This window comes from Aquisphaera insulae, from assembly GCF_011064615.1.
Classification (GTDB): Bacteria; Planctomycetota; Planctomycetia; order Isosphaerales; family Isosphaeraceae; genus Aquisphaera; species Aquisphaera insulae.
Genome location: NZ_JAALJH010000043.1, coordinates 1 through 22,492, shown reverse-complemented (window position 1 = coordinate 22,492; position 22,492 = coordinate 1). Strand labels below are relative to the sequence as shown.

The 22,492-nt window shown below is 67.8% G+C and carries 17 protein-coding genes; 9 read left to right on the top strand and 8 right to left on the bottom strand.

Annotation, left to right across the window (positions count from 1 at the left end; genetic code table 11):
• Positions 1–104: 104 nt before the first annotated feature.
• Both G6O54_RS21110 and fabF read right to left on the bottom strand, forming a co-directional pair.
• The gene (locus G6O54_RS21110; protein ID WP_165227702.1) at positions 105–899 is read right to left on the bottom strand and encodes a hypothetical protein; all 795 of its coding nucleotides are present in this window, start codon (positions 897–899) and stop codon (positions 105–107) included.
• Between the two features lie 134 nt (positions 900–1,033).
• Complete coding sequence (fabF, locus tag G6O54_RS21105) at positions 1,034–2,314, bottom strand: beta-ketoacyl-ACP synthase II (protein WP_165227700.1); 1,281 nt, start codon at positions 2,312–2,314, stop codon at positions 1,034–1,036.
• 392 nt (positions 2,315–2,706) lie between these two features.
• On the opposite strand from fabF, the gene G6O54_RS21100 reads away from it, so the two are divergent.
• The gene (locus G6O54_RS21100) at positions 2,707–3,900 is read left to right on the top strand and encodes a pyridoxal phosphate-dependent aminotransferase (protein ID WP_165227698.1); all 1,194 of its coding nucleotides are present in this window, start codon (positions 2,707–2,709) and stop codon (positions 3,898–3,900) included.
• Positions 3,901–4,225: 325 nt separating this feature from the next.
• On the opposite strand, the gene G6O54_RS21095 is transcribed toward G6O54_RS21100, so the two are convergent.
• A complete protein-coding gene (locus tag G6O54_RS21095) occupies positions 4,226–4,567 on the bottom strand; it encodes a YciI family protein (RefSeq protein ID WP_165227696.1) in 342 nt (113 codons plus the stop codon).
• Between the two features lie 1,067 nt (positions 4,568–5,634).
• Between G6O54_RS21095 and G6O54_RS21090 the strand changes: the two genes are divergently transcribed.
• The gene (locus tag G6O54_RS21090; RefSeq protein ID WP_165227694.1) at positions 5,635–6,846 is read left to right on the top strand and encodes a hypothetical protein; all 1,212 of its coding nucleotides are present in this window, start codon (positions 5,635–5,637) and stop codon (positions 6,844–6,846) included.
• A 196-nt stretch (positions 6,847–7,042) separates the two neighbouring features.
• Here G6O54_RS21090 and G6O54_RS21085 read toward each other — a convergent pair whose 3' ends face one another.
• Complete coding sequence (locus G6O54_RS21085) at positions 7,043–7,675, bottom strand: RNA polymerase sigma factor (protein WP_165227692.1); 633 nt, start codon at positions 7,673–7,675, stop codon at positions 7,043–7,045.
• Between the two features lie 385 nt (positions 7,676–8,060).
• On the opposite strand from G6O54_RS21085, the gene G6O54_RS21080 reads away from it, so the two are divergent.
• Together G6O54_RS21080 and G6O54_RS21075 are read left to right on the top strand one after the other, a co-directional pair.
• Positions 8,061–8,543 carry a response regulator gene (locus tag G6O54_RS21080; protein WP_250847009.1) on the top strand — a complete coding sequence of 161 codons (483 nt, stop codon included), beginning with the start codon at positions 8,061–8,063 and terminating at the stop codon, positions 8,541–8,543.
• Entirely contained in the window at positions 8,540–9,739 is a 1,200-nt protein-coding gene (locus tag G6O54_RS21075) for a class I SAM-dependent rRNA methyltransferase (RefSeq protein WP_165227688.1), read from the top strand. Before G6O54_RS21080 ends, G6O54_RS21075 begins: the two co-directional genes overlap by 4 nt.
• A gap of 37 nt (positions 9,740–9,776) precedes the next feature.
• On the opposite strand, the gene G6O54_RS21070 is transcribed toward G6O54_RS21075, so the two are convergent.
• The 3 genes from G6O54_RS21070 to G6O54_RS21060 all read right to left on the bottom strand — a co-directional run bounded on the left by G6O54_RS21070 (position 9,777) and on the right by G6O54_RS21060 (position 17,058).
• Entirely contained in the window at positions 9,777–11,699 is a 1,923-nt protein-coding gene (locus G6O54_RS21070; RefSeq protein ID WP_165227686.1) for a M56 family metallopeptidase, read from the bottom strand.
• A gap of 25 nt (positions 11,700–11,724) precedes the next feature.
• Entirely contained in the window at positions 11,725–12,135 is a 411-nt protein-coding gene (locus G6O54_RS21065) for a BlaI/MecI/CopY family transcriptional regulator (protein ID WP_165227684.1), read from the bottom strand.
• A 117-nt stretch (positions 12,136–12,252) separates the two neighbouring features.
• Positions 12,253–17,058 carry a PVC-type heme-binding CxxCH protein gene (locus G6O54_RS21060; protein WP_165227682.1) on the bottom strand — a complete coding sequence of 1,602 codons (4,806 nt, stop codon included), beginning with the start codon at positions 17,056–17,058 and terminating at the stop codon, positions 12,253–12,255.
• A 152-nt stretch (positions 17,059–17,210) separates the two neighbouring features.
• Between G6O54_RS21060 and G6O54_RS21055 the strand changes: the two genes are divergently transcribed.
• Together G6O54_RS21055 and G6O54_RS21050 are read left to right on the top strand one after the other, a co-directional pair.
• On the top strand, positions 17,211–17,789 hold the full coding sequence (locus tag G6O54_RS21055; RefSeq protein ID WP_165227680.1) for a Maf family protein: 579 nt from the start codon (positions 17,211–17,213) through the stop codon (positions 17,787–17,789).
• A 41-nt stretch (positions 17,790–17,830) separates the two neighbouring features.
• Positions 17,831–18,874, top strand: a complete 1,044-nt coding sequence (locus tag G6O54_RS21050; RefSeq protein WP_165227678.1) for a M28 family peptidase — start codon at positions 17,831–17,833, stop codon at positions 18,872–18,874.
• 35 nt (positions 18,875–18,909) lie between these two features.
• Here G6O54_RS21050 and G6O54_RS21045 read toward each other — a convergent pair whose 3' ends face one another.
• Positions 18,910–19,194 (bottom strand): hypothetical protein, encoded by a 285-nt coding sequence (locus G6O54_RS21045; RefSeq protein WP_165227676.1) that lies wholly within the window; start codon positions 19,192–19,194, stop codon positions 18,910–18,912.
• Positions 19,195–19,526: 332 nt separating this feature from the next.
• Here G6O54_RS21045 and G6O54_RS21040 point away from each other — a divergent pair, with 332 nt between their 5' ends.
• From G6O54_RS21040 to G6O54_RS21030, 3 genes are all read left to right on the top strand, one after another.
• Positions 19,527–20,951, top strand: coding sequence for a sigma-54-dependent transcriptional regulator (locus G6O54_RS21040; protein WP_165227674.1), 1,425 nt, complete (start codon positions 19,527–19,529; stop codon positions 20,949–20,951).
• Positions 20,952–21,182: 231 nt separating this feature from the next.
• The gene (locus G6O54_RS21035) at positions 21,183–22,064 is read left to right on the top strand and encodes a S1 family serine peptidase (protein ID WP_165227672.1); all 882 of its coding nucleotides are present in this window, start codon (positions 21,183–21,185) and stop codon (positions 22,062–22,064) included.
• A 66-nt stretch (positions 22,065–22,130) separates the two neighbouring features.
• The coding region (locus tag G6O54_RS21030; RefSeq protein WP_165227670.1) for a DUF433 domain-containing protein at positions 22,131–22,492 on the top strand (362 nt) is incomplete at its 3' end.

Genomic DNA, 22,492 nt, shown 5'->3' with positions numbered 1-22,492 from the left:
TTCCGGCGGTCCCTCCCCGAGGCGTGATCGCGCCTCCGGGATCCGGAGCGATCGGGCACCGAGCCGCTTCGACTCATGTCACTCTCCCCTGAGGGGCGCATCGGTCACGATGCGCCGGGCCCCGCCTCCTTCATCGCGATCGCCGTCAGCCGGAATGGCTCGAGCACGGCGAGCTTGAACAGCTCATACGGGCAGGTCTCCGCGAAGGCCAGCCGCAGGCAGAACCGCCCGAGCTCGGGCTCCGAGAGGGACCTGAGCACGACCCGGCTCCAGTGCTCCACCTCGGCTCCCGGGGCCGAGATCCAGATCTCGCGGTTGCCCGGCGGGACGTGGCCGCAGAGGACGCAGATTCCCGACTGGCTGATGTCCACGATCTCGGCGGGATGTTCGACGAGGGGGTTCCCGGGAGTGAGGGAGATCGAGCCGCCCTCGTCGCTCCATTGAAGTCGAACCCGCACGCTCCGCACCACATGCCGGTGGGAGACCCGCCGCTCCTGTCCCGCACGACGGGGGGTCTCGCCACCGCGCAGCGACCGTGGTCGCGCCGGCTCGGGCACGGCCGCGACTGGCGATGAGTACAGGGACCCGGCGGGCGAGCTCGCCGGTCGATCCGCGTCGCGATTCGCCCTCTCGCTCACGACCGGGGCTTCCGCCCGCCGGGCCGGATGCGAGGGGGATGGCCCCTGGGCCTCGGGGAGCCCGGCGATCTCGGCCGCGGCCCCGGGCGGAGACCCCGTCTCGCTGGTTCCGGCGGCGACGGCCAGGGGACGCATCGTGCTCGGCGTCTCGAGGAAGGCCCGCCGTGACGACGGCCTGTCCTGGAAGACGCCGCGCAATCCATTCTCCAGCCGGACGACGCGGTCGGCGTCAGGTTCCGAGCCTGCGGTTCCACGTTTCACGTTGCGACTCTCCGCGCCGGTGACTCGGTACCGTGGCGAGCGCCGGGCATTCGCCCCGGAGCAGCCTCCAAGCAAACCTAAGGCGCGGATGAGGCACTGTCAAAAGCAAGGCATGCCGAAGAACCGCCGCTCGGTCAGACCCGCGTGAGCACGAGCGATGCGTTCTGGCCGCCGAAGCCGAAGCTGTTGGAGATCGCGGTGCGGAGGGGGATCTCTCGGGCGGTGTTGGGGACGTAATCCAGGTCGCAGTCGGGATCGGGATTCGCGAGATTGATCGTAGGAGGGACGACCCCGCGCTCCAGGGAGAGCGCCGTGGCGGCCGCCTCGACCGCGCCCGAGGCCCCGATCAGATGCCCGATCATCGACTTCTGCGAGCTCATCGGGATCGAGCCGGCACGATACCCGAAGACGCGCTTGACGGCGACCGTCTCCATCTGGTCGTTCAGCCGGGTGCTCGTGCCGTGGGCATTGATGTAGTCCACGTCATCCGGGTCCAGCCGCGCCTCGCGGAGCGCCGCGATCATGGAGAGGGCCGCACCCTTGCCTTCGGGCTCCGGCCGGGTGATCCCATAGGCGTCGAACGAGGAGCCGTAGCCCGTGACCTCGGCATAGATCCTGGCACCGCGGCGACGGGCTCGCTCGTAGTCCTCCAGCACCAGGACGGCCGCCCCCTCGCCGAGCACGAACCCGTCCCGATCGGCGTCGAACGGCCGGGAGACCTCGGCCGGGGGCCGGAGCGACGAGCTCACGGCCTTCATCGCCGAGTAGGCCACCAGGAGCTGAGGGTCCAGGCGGCTATCGCAGCCGCCGGCCAGCATCACGTCCGCGTCGCCGCGAGAAATCAGCCGGAACGCGTCCCCCACCGCCTGAGTCCCCGCCGCGCACGCCGTGACGATCGTGTTGTTGGGCCCCATGGCCTGGTGCAGGATCGAGATGTGTGACGCCGCCATGTTTGGCAGATGCTGAAGGAGCCAGAGCGGGAAGATGCTCTCCGAGCGAGCCTGGGCGAATTTCGCCATGTCGAAGGAGCCGTCGGCCCCGAGCCCCTGCACGATCGACGGCACGAGCTCCTGGATGTCGACCGGGGTGATCCCGGTCCCCATGCAGACGCCGAATCGCGAGGGATCCAGGTGCTCGGTATCGAGCCCGCCATCCTCCACCGCCAGCGCCGCCGCCCCGACGGCGAACCGGACCGCCCGGGTCATCAGCTTCGCGTTCTTGCGATGGTCCTTGAGGAACTTCGAGACGTCGAAATGGCGCACCTCTCCGGCGATCTTGATCGGCAGGCCCGTGGTGTCAAAGCTCTCGATGTAGCCAACACCCGAGCGGCCTTCCAGGATCGCCTCGCAGAATTCCTGGCGGCCAACACCGTTGGGAGCCACGATCCCGATGCCCGTCACGACGACGCGGTGCATGTTCCTCTCCCACCCTCGTTGCGATCACCATGAATGCCGTGTGGGATTACCGATCCGTGATCCTTTGTTTTCCTTTTCATTGGCGTTACACTCGTACCCGCGAGTTCGCTCTCACGAGCCGCCGTCAATCCTTACCTTGACAGCATAATTTACCACGTGAGACCAGTCCGTGCAAATCCCGGTCGTAAGATGGGGAAGATGCCGGAAATAGGAAGAGCGATCCTCGAGCAAGAAGGTCTTCGGGAGATTCTCCAGTCAGGCCATGGCCCGGCTCCGGTTCGCCGAGAACCTGCGTGAGGTCGCGGGCGTCTGAGGCGGGGGTGGCGACCCGGATCCAGATGGTCGGGTTCTTCAGATTGCAGCGGATCGACTTCGAGGGAAGGGTGCAGACGATGTCATTGTCGTTGGCGGAACGGGCGGGACTGATCGAACCTTCGGCGACGCTCGCCATGGGCGCGGAGGCGAAGCGGCTGAAGGCCCAGGGGCTCGAGATCCTGGACTTCGCCCTGGGGGAGCCCGACTTCGACACGCCCGCCAACATCCAGGAGGCGGCGATCCGGGCGATTCGCGCCGGCAAGACGCATTACACGCCCCCCGCCGGCATCCCGGAGCTCCGCCAGGCCGTCGCCGAGCACTACACCCGGAAGGAGAAGCTGGCGACCGAGCCGGGGCAGGTCGTGGTCTCCAATGGGGCCAAGCATTCGATCCACAACGCGTTGATGGCGGTCTGCGGGCCCGGCGACGAGGTGATCATCCCGGCCCCCTACTGGGTGAGCTATTCGGACCTGGTCAAGCTCACGGGCGCCTCGCCGATCGTCCTCGAAACGACGGAGGAGTCCGGGTTCAAGCTCCGGCCGGAGGATTTCCTCGCCGCCGTGACGCCGCGGACGCGGTTGCTGATGATCAACAGCCCGTCCAACCCCACCGGCGTCGTGTACACGCGGGAGGAGCTCGAGGACCTGGCTGACGCGGTCCTCGAGACCGAGGTCGGCGTCCTCTCCGACGAGATCTACGAGCAACTAACCTACGGCGACGCCCGATCGACGTGCTTCGCCTCGCTCCGGCCCGAGCTCGCCGGTCGGACGATCACGATTTCCGGCGTGAGCAAGACGTACGCAATGACCGGCTGGCGGATCGGCTGGAGCGTCGCCCCGCCGGCCGTCTCGAAGTTCATGGCCGACCTCCAGAGCCAGGAGACCAGCAACCCCTGCTCCGTCAGCCAGTGGGCCGCGCTCGAGGCGATCGTCGGCCCCCAGGACTCGGTCACCGAGATGAAGGCCCAGTTCGCCCGCCGTCGCGACTACGTGATGGAGCGGGTCGCCCGGCTGCCCGACGTCACCTGTGCCCCGCCGGGCGGGGCCTTCTACGCCTTCATGAACGTCTCTCGCCACTTCGGGCGGAGCCTGAGCGGCATCACCGTCTCCGACTCGACGTCGTTCTGCATGGCCGCCCTCAACACCGCCCGCGTCGCCCTGGTGATGGGCTCGGCCTTCGGCGCCGAGGGATACGTCAGGATGTCGTTCGCGACCGACCTGGAGACGATCGAGCGCGGTTTCGACGCCCTGGAGGGATTCCTCGCGGGCTGAGCGTCGATCGCCCACCATTCGCGGGTGTCCGCCCCCCTTACGACGGCAGGACCGTGAACGACAGGTGGTCCTTACGAGTCCCGAGGCCGTCTCGGGCTCGCTTGCAATGGCGGACCGAGGAAAAAACGCTCCCCCGATACCAAGGGGAGATTCAGGGGGGTGAATTCGATCGCCGTGGCCCGGATCATTCACCCCCTCCGACTCCGCCTCATTAAGGGGGAGAGCCGGATTTGGCCGCGTCTTGAAGCCCGCGCACGCTTCCGCCGGATGAGCCGCTTTTCAGAGGCCGTCGACCCTGAACGTCGGGCGGGCTAACTCTCCGACCTCACGACTCCGGATCGAAGCCGAAGACGCGAAGCTCCTGATCACAGCGACACGCCCTGGCAATGCGTGCGGCCCATGCGATGGCCTCCTGACTTGAAGGCAGCTCCAGCACCGTGAATCCACCATTGAGCGGAGGGGCCCACGGGTAGCCTCCCTGAGCGACCGAGCCGTCGGCCGAGACGAGGACGGGCGGTACGGCCTCGTCGATACCTCCGCCGAAAACATAGACGCCCGCTTCCTTCGCCTGCCGGATCACGGCATGCGCGTCTCGACCCACCGCCTCCCACTCGTCGGCGGATACCTTCATTGCAGCACTCGGAAATGAAATGAGGTATTTTGCCATGGTCTACTGTCTCTGGAACATGAGCGGTGAGAGATACGGGCCATATCCATGTTGACCCCGCAGGTTGTCGATCGCCGGACCTCTTTCTCGACCTCGGCACGGCCGATCGCCTCGAAACTGACTCGGGTTCGGCCGGGAGGATCGAAGATCCGGTTTGCGCCGATTTCCGCGGAGACAATCTCTGCGAAATCCCGTCGGCGATGAACGGAAATCGCGAAACATGGCGCACTCTCTAGAATAGAGGAAGTGGGCTTGTCGCAAACTGCCCGGCTTCGGGGCTCAGAGAGCTTGACAGATGGAGCGGGTGGCCGTGGTGGAACACCACGGAGAGCAGGCCGAGTGGTTGGACAGGCTTTTCTCCGGGGCCAAGCCGGTCCCGTGGTGTTCCACCACGGCCACCCGGGGGGCCTACGTGGCTCAAGGAATGGCAAGATCCACCATCGTGTCGTGCGACAATCCCGAGGAAGTGGATCCGGGAGAAGGTGCGCGCCCGTTCGATCGGGCAATCTCCGGGCGGAGGCGGAGGATTGAGGTGAGCTGCGGGGGCGAGGTCTCTGACCTGAGGACGACGCTCCGGCCTCCAATGACGGCTGAAGCACGGAGACTTCGACTCGTGACCGGGGAACGAAGCCAACCGTTTCACGCATTCTAATCAGAATCTCTGTAACACCTTACAGCGATCCCGGGGCAACCGCCTTGCGACGAACGGACCCAATCGTGCTGGGCCGAGGAAGGGATACGGTATCGATGCGGGAAGTGGTTCCTGAGATCGAGGCGGGGGCGGATACCAGAGAAGAAGAGGGATGGTCCTTGCCGAAGAACCGAGTGAGAGGAAGCGAGGCCGACCGATCACGCGGCGGACCGATGTCGTCTCACCCACGAATTCCGTGCCCCGCAGATCGCGCTTGTGGTGCTCGGCGACTTCGGCTAAGGTGCCGATCCCTTCGTGAGTTCATCTCGAGGTCGAGCGTCATCTCGATCCGATGGCATTCGCATGCTGCATCGTTCAGGAGCATGCCGCCCTACGCATGGACGCGGCGGGTGGTATGATTCCCCTGGGGCCATTCATGAAGCTGGTGGCGGGAACACTTCTGGCGCTCGGGTTGCTCCTGGCAGCGTCGGGCTGTCGCACGGCCGAGGTGAACTCGATCGCCCACAACCGGCCGCCGGTCCGGCTCGTCCGGCCGACGTTCGATCTCGACGAGTTCGTCGCCGAGCACAACGAGAACGCCTCGCGGATCCAGAACATCAAGGCCACCCCGTCGATCACGGCGACGCTCAGCCCTCCCGGTGAGAAGCCGACCGAGGCCCAGGTCAACGGGCGCCTCGCCCTGGAACGCCCCCGCAACTTCAAGCTCGAGATCGGCTACCACTTGCACGACATCGCCGACATCGGCTCCAACGACGAGAAGTTCTGGTTCTGGTTCCAGAACAAGAACGACCCGTCGGTCTACTACTGCAACTATGAGGACCGGTCATCCACCTCGCTCGCGATCACGTACCAGCCTGACTGGATCATCGATGCCATGGGGTTGAACGTGATCTCCCAGGAAGAGGTGTCGAGGATCCAGGTCCAGGCGGGGGCTCAGGCGGGCACGACGATCCTGACCTTCCCGCCGAGGCGGGACAGCGGGCTCCCCTACACTCGGATCATGATCGTCTCCGACCAGACCCGGCAGGTGCAGTTGCTCAAGGTCCTGGCCGAGGACGGCAAGACCCTGATCGCCCAGGCCACGGTCAAGAAATACGACAAGTACCCGACCGGGCCCACTCGCAGGGGCTCGCGTTCCGCGCCCCCGCCGGCCGTCGAGACCTGCACGCTCCCGAGCAACATGACGCTCGAGTGGAAGCGCGAGCGAATCCTCCTGGATGTCCTGCTCGCCGGGGTGGAGCTGAACAAGCTCGAGCCCCAGCAGAGCACCGCCATCTTCGTCGAGCCGACTCCGCGGGGCTCGACGCGGGTCAACCTCGCGCAGCTTGCGCGGCCCGAGCAATCGCAGCAGACCGCCACCGACGTCCGCGAGTCCATGCCGATTCCCGAGCCCCGGAAACGAGCGAGCCGGGCTCCCGCCCAGCCGGTTCAAGAGGATTCGGCCACGTCCAGGACGTCCGCGACCAGACTGGAGAAGTCGCCGACACCGCCGGTCGGTGGCGTCGTCCTCCTGCCGGTCCTGGACCTGGACGTCGTGGAGGCACCGAGGCCGGGCCCGTCGACGAGGACCGGCGATCCTGTCCCCGAGACGGCTCTCATCCCCCCCCCGTCGACGGCCCGTGAATGAACGCGAGGGCCGGGAGGAACGGGAACGGCCGGGGCTCCGTCGGTGATTGAACGTGAGGATGGAGGGAGCTCAGGCAGGACGGCCTGCCCTTCTGATACCCTCAAGACCTCGGAGTCGAAACACCGAATGGCAGACACTGCTGCCTGCCATTCAAGCGGAATTCTCAAGGTTGACCGGACACCCGATGGGTCCAGGCTCAGGTTGCGGCCCGGTGCTCGACGGCGGCCGGCGGCTCGGCCGGTGCGGGCTGGTCGCCCCGCTCGCGATGCTCGGCAGTCGCCCGCAGCCGCTTGCGGGCCTTCGAGAGGATGGGGCCGACGGAGGCCTCGGGGATCCCGAGTCGCTTGCCGATCTCGCGATAGTTCATGTACTTGAGATGATAGAGCCGGACGACGTCCGCCTCGCGCTCGGGAAGTTCGCCGAGGATCCGCTCGACCTCCTCGGCGGTGGCGATGGCCTCGACCTCGCCGGACGCGTCTCCGATGGTGGACCGGTGGGCGTTGGCGTGACCGAGCTCGGCCTCGCGTTGCCGCTTGACCATCTCCTTGACGCAGATCCGGCGGACGATGACCGTCAGGTAGGTGGGGAGCGAGCTGATCCCCTGATAGCGACGGAGAATACCGTAGTCGTCGTCGACGATCTTGAGCAGGACCTCGGAGGCAATGTCCTCCATGTCGGCCTGGGAGACGGTCCGACTGCGGGCATGGGCCACGTGCTGGATCACGTGGTAGATCAGGCCGAGGTATCGATCGACAAAATCCTTCCAGGCGCCGGGCTCCTTGCCCAGACATCGGTCGATGAGCTTGCGATCAATGTCGCTCAGGGGCACGGCGATGCCTCCTCTCCGAGAAGAGGGGTCGAGGGGAGCGGTGGAGAACTGTCCCGATGGCGATCTCGCGAAATCTGCTACAATTGTATCACAGACAACGCGTTGGGCAATCCGCGGAGGGACGGCTTTTGACGATCCGGCGGGATGTCCGTCATGTCGGGAACAATCGGAACAAGGCCCGGGCCGGGACGGCCGGGGCGGGGTCGCGGGGCGAGACTCGCGTTCACCGCGACCCCGGATCCCGATACAATCGGAGTGACGCGGGATTCGGTGCGTTGGTGGGGCCGGGAGCGAGAGTCTCCCTCGGCACGTTCGAAGTGGAATGTCGGCCGACTGGCTGCGGGAAACTTGGCTCGGGGTCGGACGGCCTCGAGGGGGGTTGGTCTTGAACGAGTCGAGCTCGGTCCCGAAAATCCTCATCGCCGACGACAACGTCCAGAATGTGGAGCTCCTGGAAGCCTACCTCAGCGACGTCGAATGCGAGCTGCGGACGGCCGCCGATGGCGAGGAGACCCTGCGCGTCGTCGAGGAGTTCCGCCCCGACCTGCTCCTGCTCGACATTATGATGCCGAGGCTCTCCGGCTTCGAGGTCTGCCGGAAGCTGAGGGCGAACCCGGAGACGCGCGACCTGCTGATCCTGATGGTGACCGCGCTCAACGAGTCTTCCGACTTCGAGCGGGGCGTCCAGGTGGGGACCGATGACTTCCTGACCAAGCCGGTGAACAAGGTGGAGCTGCTCTGCCGGATCCGGAGCCTGCTGCGGGTCCGGCACCTCAAGAACCAGCTCGAGCGGACGCTGGCCTACCTCGCCGAGTTCGAGACGGCCAGCCGCGAGCCCCAGCCCGGCGTCGCGTCCGACGGGCCATGACCGGCCATTCGCCGCCTCGGGTCACCCTCCTGCCCAGGCGGGCGCGGCCATTCTTCGCCGGCCATCCCTGGCTCTTTCGCCCCTCGATCGCCCGCGTCGACGGCTCTCCCGGAGCGGGTGACGAGGTCTCGGTCGTGAGCGCCGAGGGGGCCTTCATCGCGCGGGGACTCTTCAACCCGGCCAGCAACATCACCGTCCGGCTCTACCGCTGGGAGGATGAGCCCCTGGACGCGGCCTTCTGGCGGATGAAGGTCGAGGCGGCGATCGCCCTCCGCGACCAGGTCCTGAGGCTGCCCCCGATGGGCTCCGCTCGCCGCCTGATCTTCAGCGAGGGGGACGGGCTCTCGGGCCTGACCGTGGATCAATATGACCGATGGCTGGTCGTGAATTTCTCGAGTCGCGCACTCCTCGATCGCCGGGACCTGCTGCTCGGGCTGCTCCGCGAGGCCACGGGCTGCGAGGGAATCCTCGCCAGGCCCGACCGATCGACGGCGGATCGGGAAGGGATGTCGCGGGGCGACACATGCCTGGTCGGGTCGATCCCGATCGAGCCCGTGACGGTCGTCGAGAACGGGCTGACTTACGAGGTGGACGTGGGCGGCGGACAGAAGACGGGGCTCTACTGCGACCAGAGAGACAACCGGAAGGCGGTCGCGGCCTTCTGCTCGGGGAGGCGGGTCCTCGACCTCTTCTGCTATGCCGGCGGCTTCTCGCTGAATGCCCTCCGGCACGGCGAGGCCGCGTCGACCCTGGGCGTGGACAGCTCGGCCGGGGCGATCCGCCAGGCCGGCCGGAATGCCACGCTGAACGGCCTGGATCGGGCGGAGTTCCGCTGCGGCGACGTGCACGACGTGCTGGCCGATCTCGCCGGGCGAGGCGAGCGATTCGGCGTGATCGTCTGCGATCCGCCCAAGTACGCCGGGCAGGCGAAGGATCGTGACGCCGCGCTCCGCGGCTACCAGCGTCTCAACGTCGCCGCCCTCCGGGTGCTGGAGCCGGGGGGAATCCTGGTGACTTGCTCGTGCTCGGGGCTCGTCGATCGGGCGACCTTCGGCGCGATGCTCGGTCTGGTCGCCGAGGAGGCCCGGCGGCCGATCCAGGTCCTCGAACAACGCGGGCAGGCGGCCGACCATCCGGTCCTGGCCGCCTGCCCCGAGGGTGACTACCTCAAGTGCCTCGTGTGCCGGGTGGGGTGATCCCCCCTGCCCCAGACTCGTCCGGCGAGCACGGAGGTCACTTCGGCTTGTCGCCGCCGTCGTGCTTCTTCAGGTCCTTGACCTCATCCAGGAGCTTGGCGAGGTTCTTCTCGAGGGATTCCAGCCGCTTGCGCTCGTCGCCATTGAGCGCGCCGGCCTTCGCATCCTTCGGCTCCTCCTTGTGGATGTCGCGGACGACGACCGAGCGGATTTCCCTCCTGGGTTCGGCGTTGACCTTGAGCGTACCGCGAACGACCATCTGGCCCGAGAGTTTGGCGATCTCACGATGCTTCTCGGCGATCTCACGCTGCTTACCGGCGAGCTCACGCTGCTTCTCCGACAGCTCCTTCTGGAGCTTCGAGACGTCCTTCCTCAGCTCCTCGACCCTGGCCTTGTTCTTCGCGGCCTCTTCCGGGGAGACCGGGCTGGCCACAACCACGCCCTGCCGCGTGCCGAGCTGCCTGCCGATCACGACGGTCTTCGTCTTCGCGAGGCTGTCGAGGGCACTCTGGAGCGCCTTATTCCTGGCCTTCCAGGTCTCGTCCTTCGGCTCCTTGGTGGCCAGCTCGGCCAGATGATCCTTGAGCTGCTTGACGGCCGCCTCGACGGAATCCGCCTTGATGTCGTCCACCTTGTCGCCGTTCTTGAGGACGATGTGGATCGACTGCTTGGGCTTTCCCTCAACCTTGACGTCGTCGATCGTGACGTTCGCGGTCGTCTCGACCGACTTCGGCTCGTCGCCGACGGCGCGGAGGGTGATGGTCTTGAGCTCGGCCGGACGGCCCGGTTCCGGTCCCTCAACGCGGACGTCGACCACGTTGGGATCGTCTTCCAGGATCGCGTCGCCGACGACGTTGATCGTGGCAACTTCGTCGTCCGAGGCGATGGCCGAGGCCGTGACGGTCACGGTCTCCTTCTTCGCGTCCTCGCCGGGCTTCTGGGCGAGGCTCGGCCGCATGGGCAAGAGGATCGCGGACAGGGCGAACGCGGCGAACGTGCTCGCGGCGCCGAGGCTCCGCGGGGTCGTTCCGAGCATGATCATGGTCAGTCTCCTGCGCAGTTGTTGGGTCCGGCCGAAGCCGCTCGCCAGGAGCGGCGCGGCAGACGGTGTCGGGGTCAGGAAATCAATCGTGTCCAGCAACGTTTCCGCATACGCGCGGGCCTCGTCGGGGAAGGCCCAGACGACCCACGCGTCGCAGCATTGTTCCTCGGCCTCGCGGAGCGCCCGGCGGGCCCACCACGTGACCGGCAGCCACCAGTAGAGGGAGGTCACGGCCAGCTCGAAGAGCCGGAGGACATGGTCGCCCCGGCGCAGATGCGCCAGCTCATGGGCCAGGACCATGGATCGTTGCCGTCCGTCCAGCCCCTTCCAGAGCCGGACCGGGAGGATGATCGCCGGCCGCACGCCGAGCGGCCAGACCATCGGCGAGACCTCCTCGTCGAGCATCCATGCGGTCGGCGTTCGCGTCACTCCGAGCCGATCGGAGAGCTCCGCGAGCTCCTCGTGCACCTCGTCCGGCGCGGAATAGGCGGCGCGGAGCCTTCGCCGGAATCGGACGATGCGGACGCCCGCGGTCCCGAGCGAAACGACCACCCCGACCACCCAGATCGCGGCCAGGACGGCCGACGCCGAGACGCTCGATGGAGCGGGAGCGGGCGGCAGCTCCGCCGGGGTCGGTGCGGCGATGACCGCATCGTCCGGGAGCTCGACGATCTCCACGGACATCGGCCCGAGGTCATTCTGCTCGGGGGCGGCGAGTTCCGCCGGCCGATCCTGGTCCAGCCGGGGTATCGGCAATTCCCAGATCGGCGGCGTCACCAGCTTGAGCAGCACGAGCAGCAATAGCCAGTGTCGCCAGGCGGGCCGGCTGCCGAGCAAAAGGCCGGCGAGCGCGACCCCGACGGCCATCACGCAGGCCGCCGCCGCATTCGAGAGACCGAGGTTCAGCAGGTCGTTCATCCCCATGCTCCTTTCGGGTCGCAGCTCATGCCCGGTTCTGCCCGCCCCCTCGCTTCCGTTCGTCCAGCCGGTCGATCAGGGATCGCAGCTCCTGGCGGTCCCTGGCCGACAGGTCCCCGCCCTCGACGAGCTGGGTCAGCAGCGGCGCCAGCGCCCCGCCGCAGAGCGCGTCGGCCACCGCCCGGAGGCGACGGCCGATCAGGTCGCCGCGGGCGATCGACGCCTCGAAGACGTGCACCGCCCCCGTGCGATTACGCCTCACGCAGCCCTTCGCCTCGAGCCGGTCCAGGAGCTTCTGCACGGTGGCATACACCGAGGTCCCCCCCTGCTCGTAGACGCGGTCCACGAGCTGACGGATCGTCGCCGGCCCGTGGTCCCAGAGCGACTGCAAGAGCGCCAGCTCCGCCTCCGTCACGTCCGAGTGCTCTCGACTCATCCCTCCCCTCCCTCTTTCAGACACGCTGTCTGAGGCGGATTCTAAGACACCGTGTCTGAGGAGTCAAGCGTGGATCGCGAGAATTCGGCGAGTCGGTCGAGGCGGGTCCTGGGGAGGTCAGGGATGGGGAGAATGCCCGGGGGCACTTGCCGACGCGGCCGGGCCGGGGGCGATCGGCTTCAGCTCGAGGCTGCGGAGGTCCCCGAGGGCGTTCCGGGGCGGGGCGGCCGGGCGCACCTCGATCCGGCAGCGGCCGGCCGGCAGGGTCAGCTCGCCGACGCGCGTTTTCGTGTAGTCCTCCCAGGTGCCGGTGCCCTGCATCTGGTGGAGGATCTGCTGCCGGCCGAGGTCGATCTCGAGGACGTCTCCGGCGGAGGCATCGGCGCAGGCGGCGTCCATCCAGACCTCGTAGCGGCCGGGTCGGACGACATCCAGGGCCCATGCCGCGTGATCGTCGGCCGCCATCCAGAAGCCCAGGTTCTGATGCTCCTTCTCGAACACCAGGCGCTCGCCGTAGATCTCGGCGTCGACGGCCGCAAGTCGAATCGTCCCGTCCTGCGACGGGGCGACGGGCCGGGGGTGATTCCCCGCCACCACCTTCGGCGGCGGTGCCGTCCCCTGGAGGAATGCGATCAGGTCCGAGAGGTCCTTCTGGCTGACGTCCTTCTCCAGGCCCTCGGGCATGAGCGACTTGCCGGATGCGGCGACCTCCTCGATGTCCTTGCGGAGGAAGACGTCTTCCTTGCCTTCCTGCCGCCGGAGGGTCACGGTCGTATCCGTCTCGCTGGCGACCAGCCCCGAGATGACGCGTCCCTCGGTCGTCCCCACCGTGAAGCTCGCGTAGCGGGACTCGAAGGCCCGGTTGGGGTCGAGGATGGCCGTCAGCAGGGCCTCGGGAGACTTCTCCTTGAGTGCGGCGAGGTTCGGGCCGACCTCGAAGCCGACGTCCCCCAGCTTGTGGCAGATGGCGCAGACGCGAGCGAAGACGGCCTTGCCCGCGACCGGATCCCCCTTCACCTCGGTGGCCGGCCGATAGGCGTCGAGGATGCTCTGGCGAGAGCGGGCGAGGTCCGCGTAGATGGCCTGGGCTCGGCGGCGGGTCTCCGGATCGCGACTGGCCATCAGGCCATTGCGATGCGCGAGGCTGAGCTCGCCGGCGGGGATACGCTTCTCCTCCAGCGCGGACAGCAGGCAGCCCATCCAGACCTTCCGGCTGAGGAGGAGATCCACGATCGAGGACCGGACGGCCGGCGCGTAGGACGTCCAACCCTTGAGGACGACGTCCGGGCATTCGGGCATCGTGGCGAGGCCGAGCGCCTGCACGGCCGCCTGCGAGATCGCGACCGGATGCCGGGGCGCGAGCAGCGAGACCAGGAGCTGCCTGTCCGCCGGACGCGTCGCCGCCGAGAAGCGAAGCAGGGAGATGGCGAGGATCCGATCGGATTCCGACGCGGCCTCCGCCTCGACGAGCTTGCGGGCGGCGTCGATCAGCCGCACCAGGACGGGTTCCGCGGCCGGGTCGATGGGATGCGTCGAGCGACTCGATGCCTCGATCAGGGAGTTCACGGCCGCGAGCTGCCAGGGCGCGAACGTCCCGTTCGGCCCAGCGGGCCTATCCAGGGCTCGCAGGACGGCGTCCATCCGCGACCTCGGGAGGGTGGCGCCGGCCACGGCCGCGAGCGGCTCGACCACCTCTGCGGGGGGCGTCTGGGCCCGATCCTCGAAGAGCTCGATGAGGAGGGTGGCCACGTGGGGCTGGGCGGAGCTAAGGACCGCGGCACGCATCCAGGGGTCGCCACAGTCCCGGCGGGCGATCCGGACGAGCGCCTTGCCGGCCCGCTCTTCTTTCCAGTTGCCGAGGGCGATGGCGACCTGCATCCGGACGCGAGCGTCCGGATGGTCGACGAGCCGCAGCACGGCGTCCGCGATGCCCGGGGAGGTGGCGAGCAAGTCCTCCGAAACCTTGACGGCGTTCCGCGCGAGGTCGGGATGGTGGGACGTCGTGAGGACCGTGACCAGGGTCGCCTCGTCCAGGCCGTCCAGGAGCTTGAGGATCCAGAGGGCGTGCGCCCTCGCCATCGGATTCGTCGAGCCCAGCGCGATCGATCGGAGCGGCCCCACGGCCGCCCGGTCCCCGCGATGGAGCAACAGCCGCTGGGCCGTGTCCCGCCGCCAGCCGCTCGGGCTCTCGAGCGCGGCGACCAGGCCGGCGACGTCCAGCGTGTCGAGCCGCTCGATCTTCCGCGGGCGGCGATCCACCGGATGGACGCGGTAGATGCGCCCCTCCTCGGAGCCGGCACGCATGTCGATCTTCTTCTGGGTCTCCGGCGGGATCCACTCCGGGTGTTCGATCACGGCGCGGTACATGTCGGCGATCCAGAGCGCGCCGTCCGGCCCGGTCTTGAGCTGGGTCGGGCGGAACCAGTTGTCCGACGAGGCGAGGAACTCGCTCCGTTCCTCCCCGGGTGCGCGGCCGCCTCGGAAGGTCGCCCCCGACGGCGAGACGATCATCCGGTGGACCAGGTTGTGGACCGGCTCGCTGACGAAGAGCTCCATGCGGTCGTCGCGGCGGGTGCCGAAGAGGTCGTCCCGGTAAGGCGTGGGGCTGTTGGCCGAGGTGACGTGGTTGGCCTGATCGGGCTCGTTGAAGCGAGCCAGGGTGGGGCTGGCCGGATAGAGTCTCGTGTCCGGCTCGAGCACCTGGCGAGGGTCGGGCGAGGCGTAGAACGGATTCCGCCTCACGTCCGACTCCGAGAGGACATAGTGCCAGGCCCACACCTGGTTGGAGTTTCCGAACCAGTTCCCCCAGTCGTCGCGATGCCGGCCGTACTGGGTCTGGCCGCTGTCGGTTTCGAACTCGCCGGTGTCGGGTCGGAAGCGGAAATCGCGGCCCTGGATGCTGACCGTCTTGCCGGTCTTCACCGATTTGACGTTGCCGCCGCTGTCCCCGTTGGCCCCGTAAATCCAGCCGTCCAGCCCCATCTCGAAGCCGTTGATCCGATGCTGCGGATTGCCGAGCGTGAAGCCCGTGAAGAGGACCTCGCGGACGTCGGCCTTGCCGTCGCCGTCGCGATCTTCCGCGTAGAGGATGTCGGGCGCGGCCCCCACCAGGACGCCGTTTCGCCAGGGGAAGAGCGCGGACGGTATGGCGAGCCCGTCGAGGAACGTCGTCGCCCGGTCGTACCGGCCGTCGCCGTCGGCATCCTCGAGGACCCGGACCGTGCCGCCGGGCTTCCCCTTGCCGTCGATGCCGAGCGGGTAATCGCCCATCTCGAGGACCCAGAGCCGGCCGTCCGCGCCCCAGTCCATCGCGATCGGATCCTTGACGAGCGGCTCGCTCGCCACCAGCTCGACCGCATAGCCGGGCGCGACGTGGATCGACCTGAGTGCCGCTCCGGGCGGCCTCGCCCGCGTCGGGAGGTCCCTGAGGATCTCGTTGAACGATCGCCGGGCGACGTGGTCCGGGAGCTGCGCGGTATCCTCGTTCTGCCACCAGAGCGTGCGGGAGTGGACGAAGAACCCGTTATCCGTGCCCGCCCGATCGATGAGCGGCAGGGCATTCGGCTCGCCCGCCTTGCCGGCCATCGCCTTCCGCGTCCAGCCTCCGGTCCCGGGGTCGAACAGGTAGACTCCGTACTCGCGGTCATTGGAGAAGACGCGGTCGAGGTGTCCGTCCTCGTCGACGTCGACGAGTCGGAGGCCCGGCTGGCGCGCCGTGGCGTCGTCGGGCCCGGGCGTGATCGCCGACGGGAACGAGGGGAGAGGCTCGCCCGGCTTCCACGACCGGCCGGCCCGGTCCCAGATTCGCGTCGACGGCCCGGCGACGTCCATGAAGCCGTCGCCGTCCAGGTCGGCGATCCGGACGTGATTGTCCGAGCCGTCCGCCGCGCGGAGCGGTCGGCCGCCGAGCATGTTCCGGTCCAGTCGCTCCTGGGCCTCGCGGAAGTTGAGGAACCGGACCTTCTTGCCGTGCGTCCGGGTCGCATGGTCGATCAGGGCGACGACCTGGTCGTTCCTCATCCATCCGTACGGGTGGAAGACCAGGCAGAAGACCCCCTGCTTGAGGACCGTCAGGTCGATCGCGGCCTTCATGTCCTCGAGGGTCCGGGGATGGGCGTCGCCCCGCAGGTTCCTCGCCTCCCAGTCGCTCGGCGCGGCGCACGGGAATTCCCAGCAGAGATTACCGATCGTGTAGGGATAGGGGTAATTCTCGATCGTATTAACGAATGAGGGTGACGGCATGTATTTTCGGAAGCGCTCGCCGCCATGGCCGTCGAGCACGAGCTCCCGGGGCAGGCTCGGGTCGTCGGGGGTGAACACATTCAGGACCGAGGAATCGATCGTCAGGAAGTGGCCGCCGGGGCTCGTCTTGTTGAACAGCTCCGCGAAGAACCGGGGGCTCGGGGAGTTCATGGAGTCGCAGCAGGGCATCCGGAATGCCACGGGGTGGTTGCCGGGGACGGAGTGGAGGAGCTCCACCCCGTCGTGATAGTTGTGACGGGCGAACCCCAGGTCCCCTTTCTGGAGGAGGGGACAGGGATGGTCCAGGGTGTGGACCTCGAGCGAAAGCCCCTCCCGGAGCCAGGCCTGAAGCTGCGGATGCCGCGGGTCCACTTTGCAGGTCATGATGCTCATGGCCGACCGGCCCTCGACCTGCCGGAGCCGGTCGAGGATGGGACGCAGGAAGGCCTCATAGGCGGCCGGGTCCTTCATGTCGTCGACGGCCAGGATGATCGCCGCCTCGACGCCCGGCTCTCCGATCCACTGCGGTGTCACCAGCCGAGGGAAGTTGCGACCGGGGGCGTATGGCTCGACCTGTCGGAGGTAATCGAGTCGGTCGCTTCCGGGCGGGGCGGCGAGGAGGGGGGAATGAGCGAGACAGGCCAGGCCAAGCAGAGCCGGAACCAGGGCGTGGAACCTCATTATCCGGGACCTTTGATGGAGTTGCCGCGGGTGGACCTCCTCCCCCCAGCGTGGTCGCTTTCCGCCTTGTTGGCAAGGGGCAAGTGACGTACGATCAGGGAGCGTAAGTCCGGACGTGTGGTCTAGGTTCCGTTTAGCGACCCGGATCGTTCATGCAGGCGACCTTGATCCTCGCGAGCGCGTCACCCCGCCGCCGGCAATTGCTCCAGGAGGCGGGATTCGCCTTCGAGGTCGATCCTTCCGACGTGGACGAGCCGGAGCCGGAGCCGGGGATCGATCCGTCGGAGTACGCGGCAAACCTGGCGTGGCGGAAGGCCCGGGCCGTGGCGTCTCGACGACGACAGGGCCTGATCCTCGCCGCCGACACGGTCTGTTCCGTCGGGTCGCATATCCTCAACAAGCCGATCGACCGCGCGGACGCCGAGCGGATGATCCGGCTCCAGGAGGGTCGGGACACCGAGGTCGTCACGGGGCTCTGCCTCTTCCGGCCTGAACGGAGCGTCTGGGTGGGTGCCACCGAGGTCAGCATCGTCCGCTTCCGGAACCTGAGCGACGCGGAGCGAGTGGGCTACCTGGACTCCAATCGCTGGGAAGGCAAATCCGGCGGCTACGGCGTCCAGGACCACGACCCGTTCGTCGCGGTCCGTCGGGGCAGCTTCTCCAACGTCGTCGGCCTGCCGATGGAGCGATTGCAGGAACTGCTGGCCGAGCACCCCGCCCTGACCTCCTGATCCGGCCGGGAAGGGTCCGGACTCATCCCCGAGGAGTCGAGATGGACGCCATCGAAGGAACACAGGGCCGGGAACCGGCCAGGTCGAGGATCCCGGGCGGCCTGGCGCTGGGAGTTGGGCTGTGCGCCGGCCTCGCCGCCCTCTCCGCCGCGCTCTGGCCGTGGCTTGGCTCTGGGGAGGCGAATGCCGCCGTGGCCGCGACACCCGCACCGATCGATGGCAAGCGTGCCTTCGGATACCTCGAGAAGATCTGCGCGATCGGCCCGAGGATCGCGGGCTCCGAGGCCAACGCGAAGCAGCGGCAACTGGCCGCCGAGCACTTCAAGGCCGCCGGCGCCACGGTCCGCGAGCAGCCCTTCACCGGCGATCATCCGCTGACGGGCGAGAAGGTCCGCATGGTCAACCTGATCGCGGCCTGGCATCCCGAGCGGGCGCGTAGGGTGGTGATCTCTGTCCACTACGACACCCGCCCTTTCCCGGACGAGGAGACCGACCCGGAGCGGAAGAAGCAGCCGTTCCTCGGCGCCAACGACGGTGCGGCCGGAGTGGCACTCCTGATGGAGATCGCCAACCACATGAAGGACCTGAAGACGCCATGGGGCGTGGACCTCGTCCTCTTCGACGGCGAGGAGCTCGTCTACGGCCGCCATCCAGAGACGCAGGGGCAGTACTTCCTCGGCTCCAAGGAATTCGCGCGGGCCTACGTCGAGGACCAGGAGCGCGAGAAGCTCCGCTTCGAGTACGTCGCCGGGATCGTCCTCGACATGGTCGGGGGGAAGAACCTCCACCTCCCCCAGGAGCCGAACAGCCTGAGCCTGGCCCAGAATCTCGTCCGAGACGTCTGGACGGTCGCCCGCCAGATCGGCGCGAAGAGCTTCAAGACCCAGGTCGGCCGCGAGGTCCTCGACGATCACCTCGCGCTCAACAACGCCGGTATCCCGGCGATCGATATCATCGATTTCGACTATCCCTACTGGCACAAGGCCGACGACCTGCCGAAGAACTGCTCGGCCGAGAGCCTGGCCGAAGTCGGCCGGGTGGTCACCGCGTGGCTCTCGGTGCCCCAGCGTCGCGGCCGTCGCTAGGACAGGCCGCGACCCTCTGCCGGGGCTCCGGCTCCTCACGCCTCGACGACCCTCATCCGATACGCCTCCCGCTCCCGGCGGGTCGCATCCAGGTCGAATTCCAGCATCGCAATCTCGAGCCGGAATCGCTCGAGTGCCTCACGCGCCAGCCGCATCGCACGGCCACGATACTGGGCGCTCTCGATCGCGCTCTCCACCAGCGGCTCGAGCTCCGCCCGAATCTCGTAGGCCTGCGAGCGCAAACGCTCCCTCAGCTCGACAAGCTCTGCCGGTGGCTGGTCGCCGATCGCTCGCCGTTCCCGGCACTCGCTGCTACTCATGGGTGCTGCTCCAAAAGGGTGCTATTCCAATCTAGCATGAGAATCCGGGATGAGTCGGAGGAAAAGCGAAAATCGAACGTCTGGGTAATTTGTACCGTGCAAGTAGAATTGAAGGGCGACCGTTACCGAACGGGGATCACCGATCGGCGAGGTCGGAGACGGCCGCGCTCTCAATCCCGCCTTGACAGCCCCGGAAATCTCCGTAGGCTACGACCCTTGAGTAAATGGACTTCGAAGATGGACCCGGTCATTCGGACCGATCCGGGAGCGCGGCCCTCTCGCATGCTCGCTCCGGGATCGAGCCACGCCACCTCAGCACGGATGAGGGCGCCATGGATCGACGCATCCTCGTGGTGGACGACAGTGAGCTGATCGGCCAGCAGCTCTCCCAGCTCCTGGCCATGCCGGGGCGCGAGGTGACCGTGGCGCTCGACGGGACCGCCGCGCTCGAGCACCTCGTGGATCGGCCTTACTCGCTGGTGCTCACCGACCTGCGACTCCCCGGCATCAGCGGGATGGACCTGATTCGAGAGATCCGCGACCGCGACCTGCCGGTCACGATCATCGTCCTGACCGGCCATCCCAGCGTGGAGGCCGCGGTCGAGGCGATGAAGCTTGGCGCCTACGACTTCCTCCAGAAGCCGATCGACACCCTCCGCCTCGAGCTCCTGGTCAACCAGGCCCTCGAGGACCGCCAGCTCCTGGACCAGGTGGCCGACCTGCGGAACCGGCTCCGGAAGCGGGATGCCTACCACAACCTGCTGGGACGAAGCCGGCGGATGATGGACGTCTTCGCCCGCGTCGAGCGGGTGGCCACGTCCGACTGCACCGTGCTGGTGACCGGCGAGACCGGCACGGGCAAGGAGCTGGTCGCCCAGGCGATCCACTACAGCGACGTCACCCGCACCGGGAAGCTCGAGGCCGTGAACTGCGCGGCGCTCCCGGAACACCTGATGGAGAGCGAGCTCTTCGGCCACGAGCGGGGCGCCTTCACCGGCGCCGATCGCCAGCGGAAGGGCCGGTTCGAGATGGCCCAGGGCGGGACGCTCTTCCTCGACGAGATCGCCGAACTCCCGCTGCCGATGCAGGCGAAGCTGCTCCGGGTCCTCCAGGAGCGGGCGTTCGAGCGCGTGGGCGGGAACGAGCCGATCCGGACCGAATGCCGGGTCATCGCCGCGACCAACGCCAACCTGGTCGAGGCCGTGGCCGAGGGCCGCTTCCGCGAGGATCTCTTCTACCGCCTCAACGTCGTCTCGATCGACCTTCCGCCGCTTCGTGAGCGGCTCGACGACGTGCCCGTGCTGGTGGACCACTTCCTCCAGAAGTTGGCCGAGCGCGGGCTGCCCACGCGGACGATCGCCCGCGACGCCCTGAGCCGGCTGGCCCGATACGACTGGCCGGGTAACGTCCGCGAGCTCGAGCACGTCATCGAGCAAGCCCTGGTCACCTCGCCCGGCCAGGTGATCGCCGCGGAGAACCTGCCATCCCACATCGTGCCTCGCCATGAAGAGCCCTTCAGCCTCGATTTCGACCATTCCCGGCCGCTCCAGGAGCTGACCGAGGAGTTCACTCATCGGATCGAGCGAGCCTACCTGTCGCGCGTCCTGGAGACCCACCGGGGCCGGATCGACCGCTGCGCCAGCCATTGCGGCCTCTCCCGGCGGAGCATCAGCGAGAAGCTCCGGCGCTACCAGATCGACAAGTCCGACTTCAAACCCCACGACCGCGCCGGCCGGAAGCGGCTGGCCATCGGTTAGGGGCGAGAGACCGGGAGGACGCGTTGGACGGACGCCGCAAGCGGCCCGTGCGGTCCTTGCTCGCCCTGGTGTCGTTCGACTCGCGTCTCGGCTTCCGAATTCCCTCCCTGCTCGCCCCTCGCCCCTCGTCCCTCGTCCGTTGCCACATGGTACAATCGGTCCCGCGACGGCCCGCGAGATGACCCGGCGGGAGGGGAGGCCGCCGCGGCGCATGCCTCGGGAGAGACGGCCTTGGCCATTTCGTCCGCCTGGTTCGCGGGCCGGCACCGGTCCCTGCTCGTGCCGACGCTGTTGGCGATCTTCGTCTGCACCCGCGCCGGCACGGCCGGCGCCCAGTCGGCCGACCTGGATACCCAGTTGATGCTCGCGACCGTGAAGGTCGCCGACCCGGACGCGACCGGCACGGGGTTCCTGCTCAGCCGGCCGTCTCCGAAGGACCCGAAGGCCACCCAGTTCCTCCTCGTCACGGCCGAGCACACCCTGGCTCGCACGAAGGGGGAGGACGTGACCCTCTTCTTCCACAAGCGACGGCCCAACGGGCTGTACGAGAAGGCGCCGGTGAAGGTGCGGGTGCGGCAGGAGGGCAAGGTCCTCTGGAAGAAGCACCCGGAGCTCGACGTCGGCGTGATCGCCGTCGTGCCTCCCGCCGAGGCCGTGCCGCCGGCCGTCCCGGTGGACCTGCTCGCCTCCGACGCGGACCTCGAGAAGTACGAGATCCACCCCGGCGACGCCGTCCGCTGCGTCGGCTTCCCCCACCCGAACCAGTTCGAGGCCAGCGAGGCCGGCTTCGGCGTCGTCCGCGGCGGCTTCATCGCCGGCTTCCCCCTCCTCCCCACGAAGGCCACGCAAACCTTCCTGGTCGACCTGAACACGTTCGAGGGGGACAGCGGCGCCCCCGTCTACCTCGTCGACCTCCAGCGGTTGCTGCAGGCGAAGCCGGAGCCGGCCCGCGTCCGCCTGATCCTGGGCCTGATGGTCGGCCAGCACTTCCTCGACGAGGAGTTCAAGGCCATCTACCAGACCAGCAAGTTCCGCCACCGGATGGGCTTCGGCATCGTCGTCCACGCCACGGCCATCCGCGAGACGGTGGAGATGCTGGACGCGAAGCCGTGAGGCGACTGCGGGTGGATCGAACTCCTGCAATTGCCCAGGCGTTTCCCGGATCGATAGAATAGAGCCATGGAACCCTCCGCTATCCAAGCGACAGGCCTCACCACGGACCCCGCTCACGGCGTGGAGGCCGCCCATCCCCTGGACCGCGTTCGGATCGTCTCCACGCCGGGCGTCTGCGGTGGACGACCACGCATCGACGGACATCGTATCCAGGTTGAGGACATTGCGATCTGGCATGAGCGTATGGGCATGAGCCCTGGCGAGATTGTCGCGGAGTATCCCTCGATCACCCTCTCCGACGTCCATGCCGCGCTCGCCTACTATTACGAGAACCGGTTGCGAATCGACGCAGACATCGAAGCCGCAAGGCGGTATGCGGAGGAGATGAGAGCGAACGCCGGAACCTCCATGGTTCAGGAGAGAATCCG

Coding starts and splice junctions, on each gene's coding strand:
- G6O54_RS21070 (WP_165227686.1), bottom strand. CDS start 11,699: ATGAACGACCTGCTGAACCTCGGTCTCTCGAATGCGGCGGCGGCCTGC.
- G6O54_RS21045 (WP_165227676.1), bottom strand. CDS start 19,194: ATGAGTAGCAGCGAGTGCCGGGAACGGCGAGCGATCGGCGACCAGCCA.
- G6O54_RS21065 (WP_165227684.1), bottom strand. CDS start 12,135: ATGAGTCGAGAGCACTCGGACGTGACGGAGGCGGAGCTGGCGCTCTTG.
- G6O54_RS21095 (WP_165227696.1), bottom strand. CDS start 4,567: ATGGCAAAATACCTCATTTCATTTCCGAGTGCTGCAATGAAGGTATCC.
- fabF (WP_165227700.1), bottom strand. CDS start 2,314: ATGCACCGCGTCGTCGTGACGGGCATCGGGATCGTGGCTCCCAACGGT.
- G6O54_RS21050 (WP_165227678.1), top strand. CDS start 17,831: ATGGACGCCATCGAAGGAACACAGGGCCGGGAACCGGCCAGGTCGAGG.
- G6O54_RS21090 (WP_165227694.1), top strand. CDS start 5,635: ATGAAGCTGGTGGCGGGAACACTTCTGGCGCTCGGGTTGCTCCTGGCA.
- G6O54_RS21055 (WP_165227680.1), top strand. CDS start 17,211: ATGCAGGCGACCTTGATCCTCGCGAGCGCGTCACCCCGCCGCCGGCAA.
- G6O54_RS21040 (WP_165227674.1), top strand. CDS start 19,527: ATGGATCGACGCATCCTCGTGGTGGACGACAGTGAGCTGATCGGCCAG.
- G6O54_RS21075 (WP_165227688.1), top strand. CDS start 8,540: ATGACCGGCCATTCGCCGCCTCGGGTCACCCTCCTGCCCAGGCGGGCG.
- G6O54_RS21060 (WP_165227682.1), bottom strand. CDS start 17,058: ATGAGGTTCCACGCCCTGGTTCCGGCTCTGCTTGGCCTGGCCTGTCTC.
- G6O54_RS21100 (WP_165227698.1), top strand. CDS start 2,707: ATGTCATTGTCGTTGGCGGAACGGGCGGGACTGATCGAACCTTCGGCG.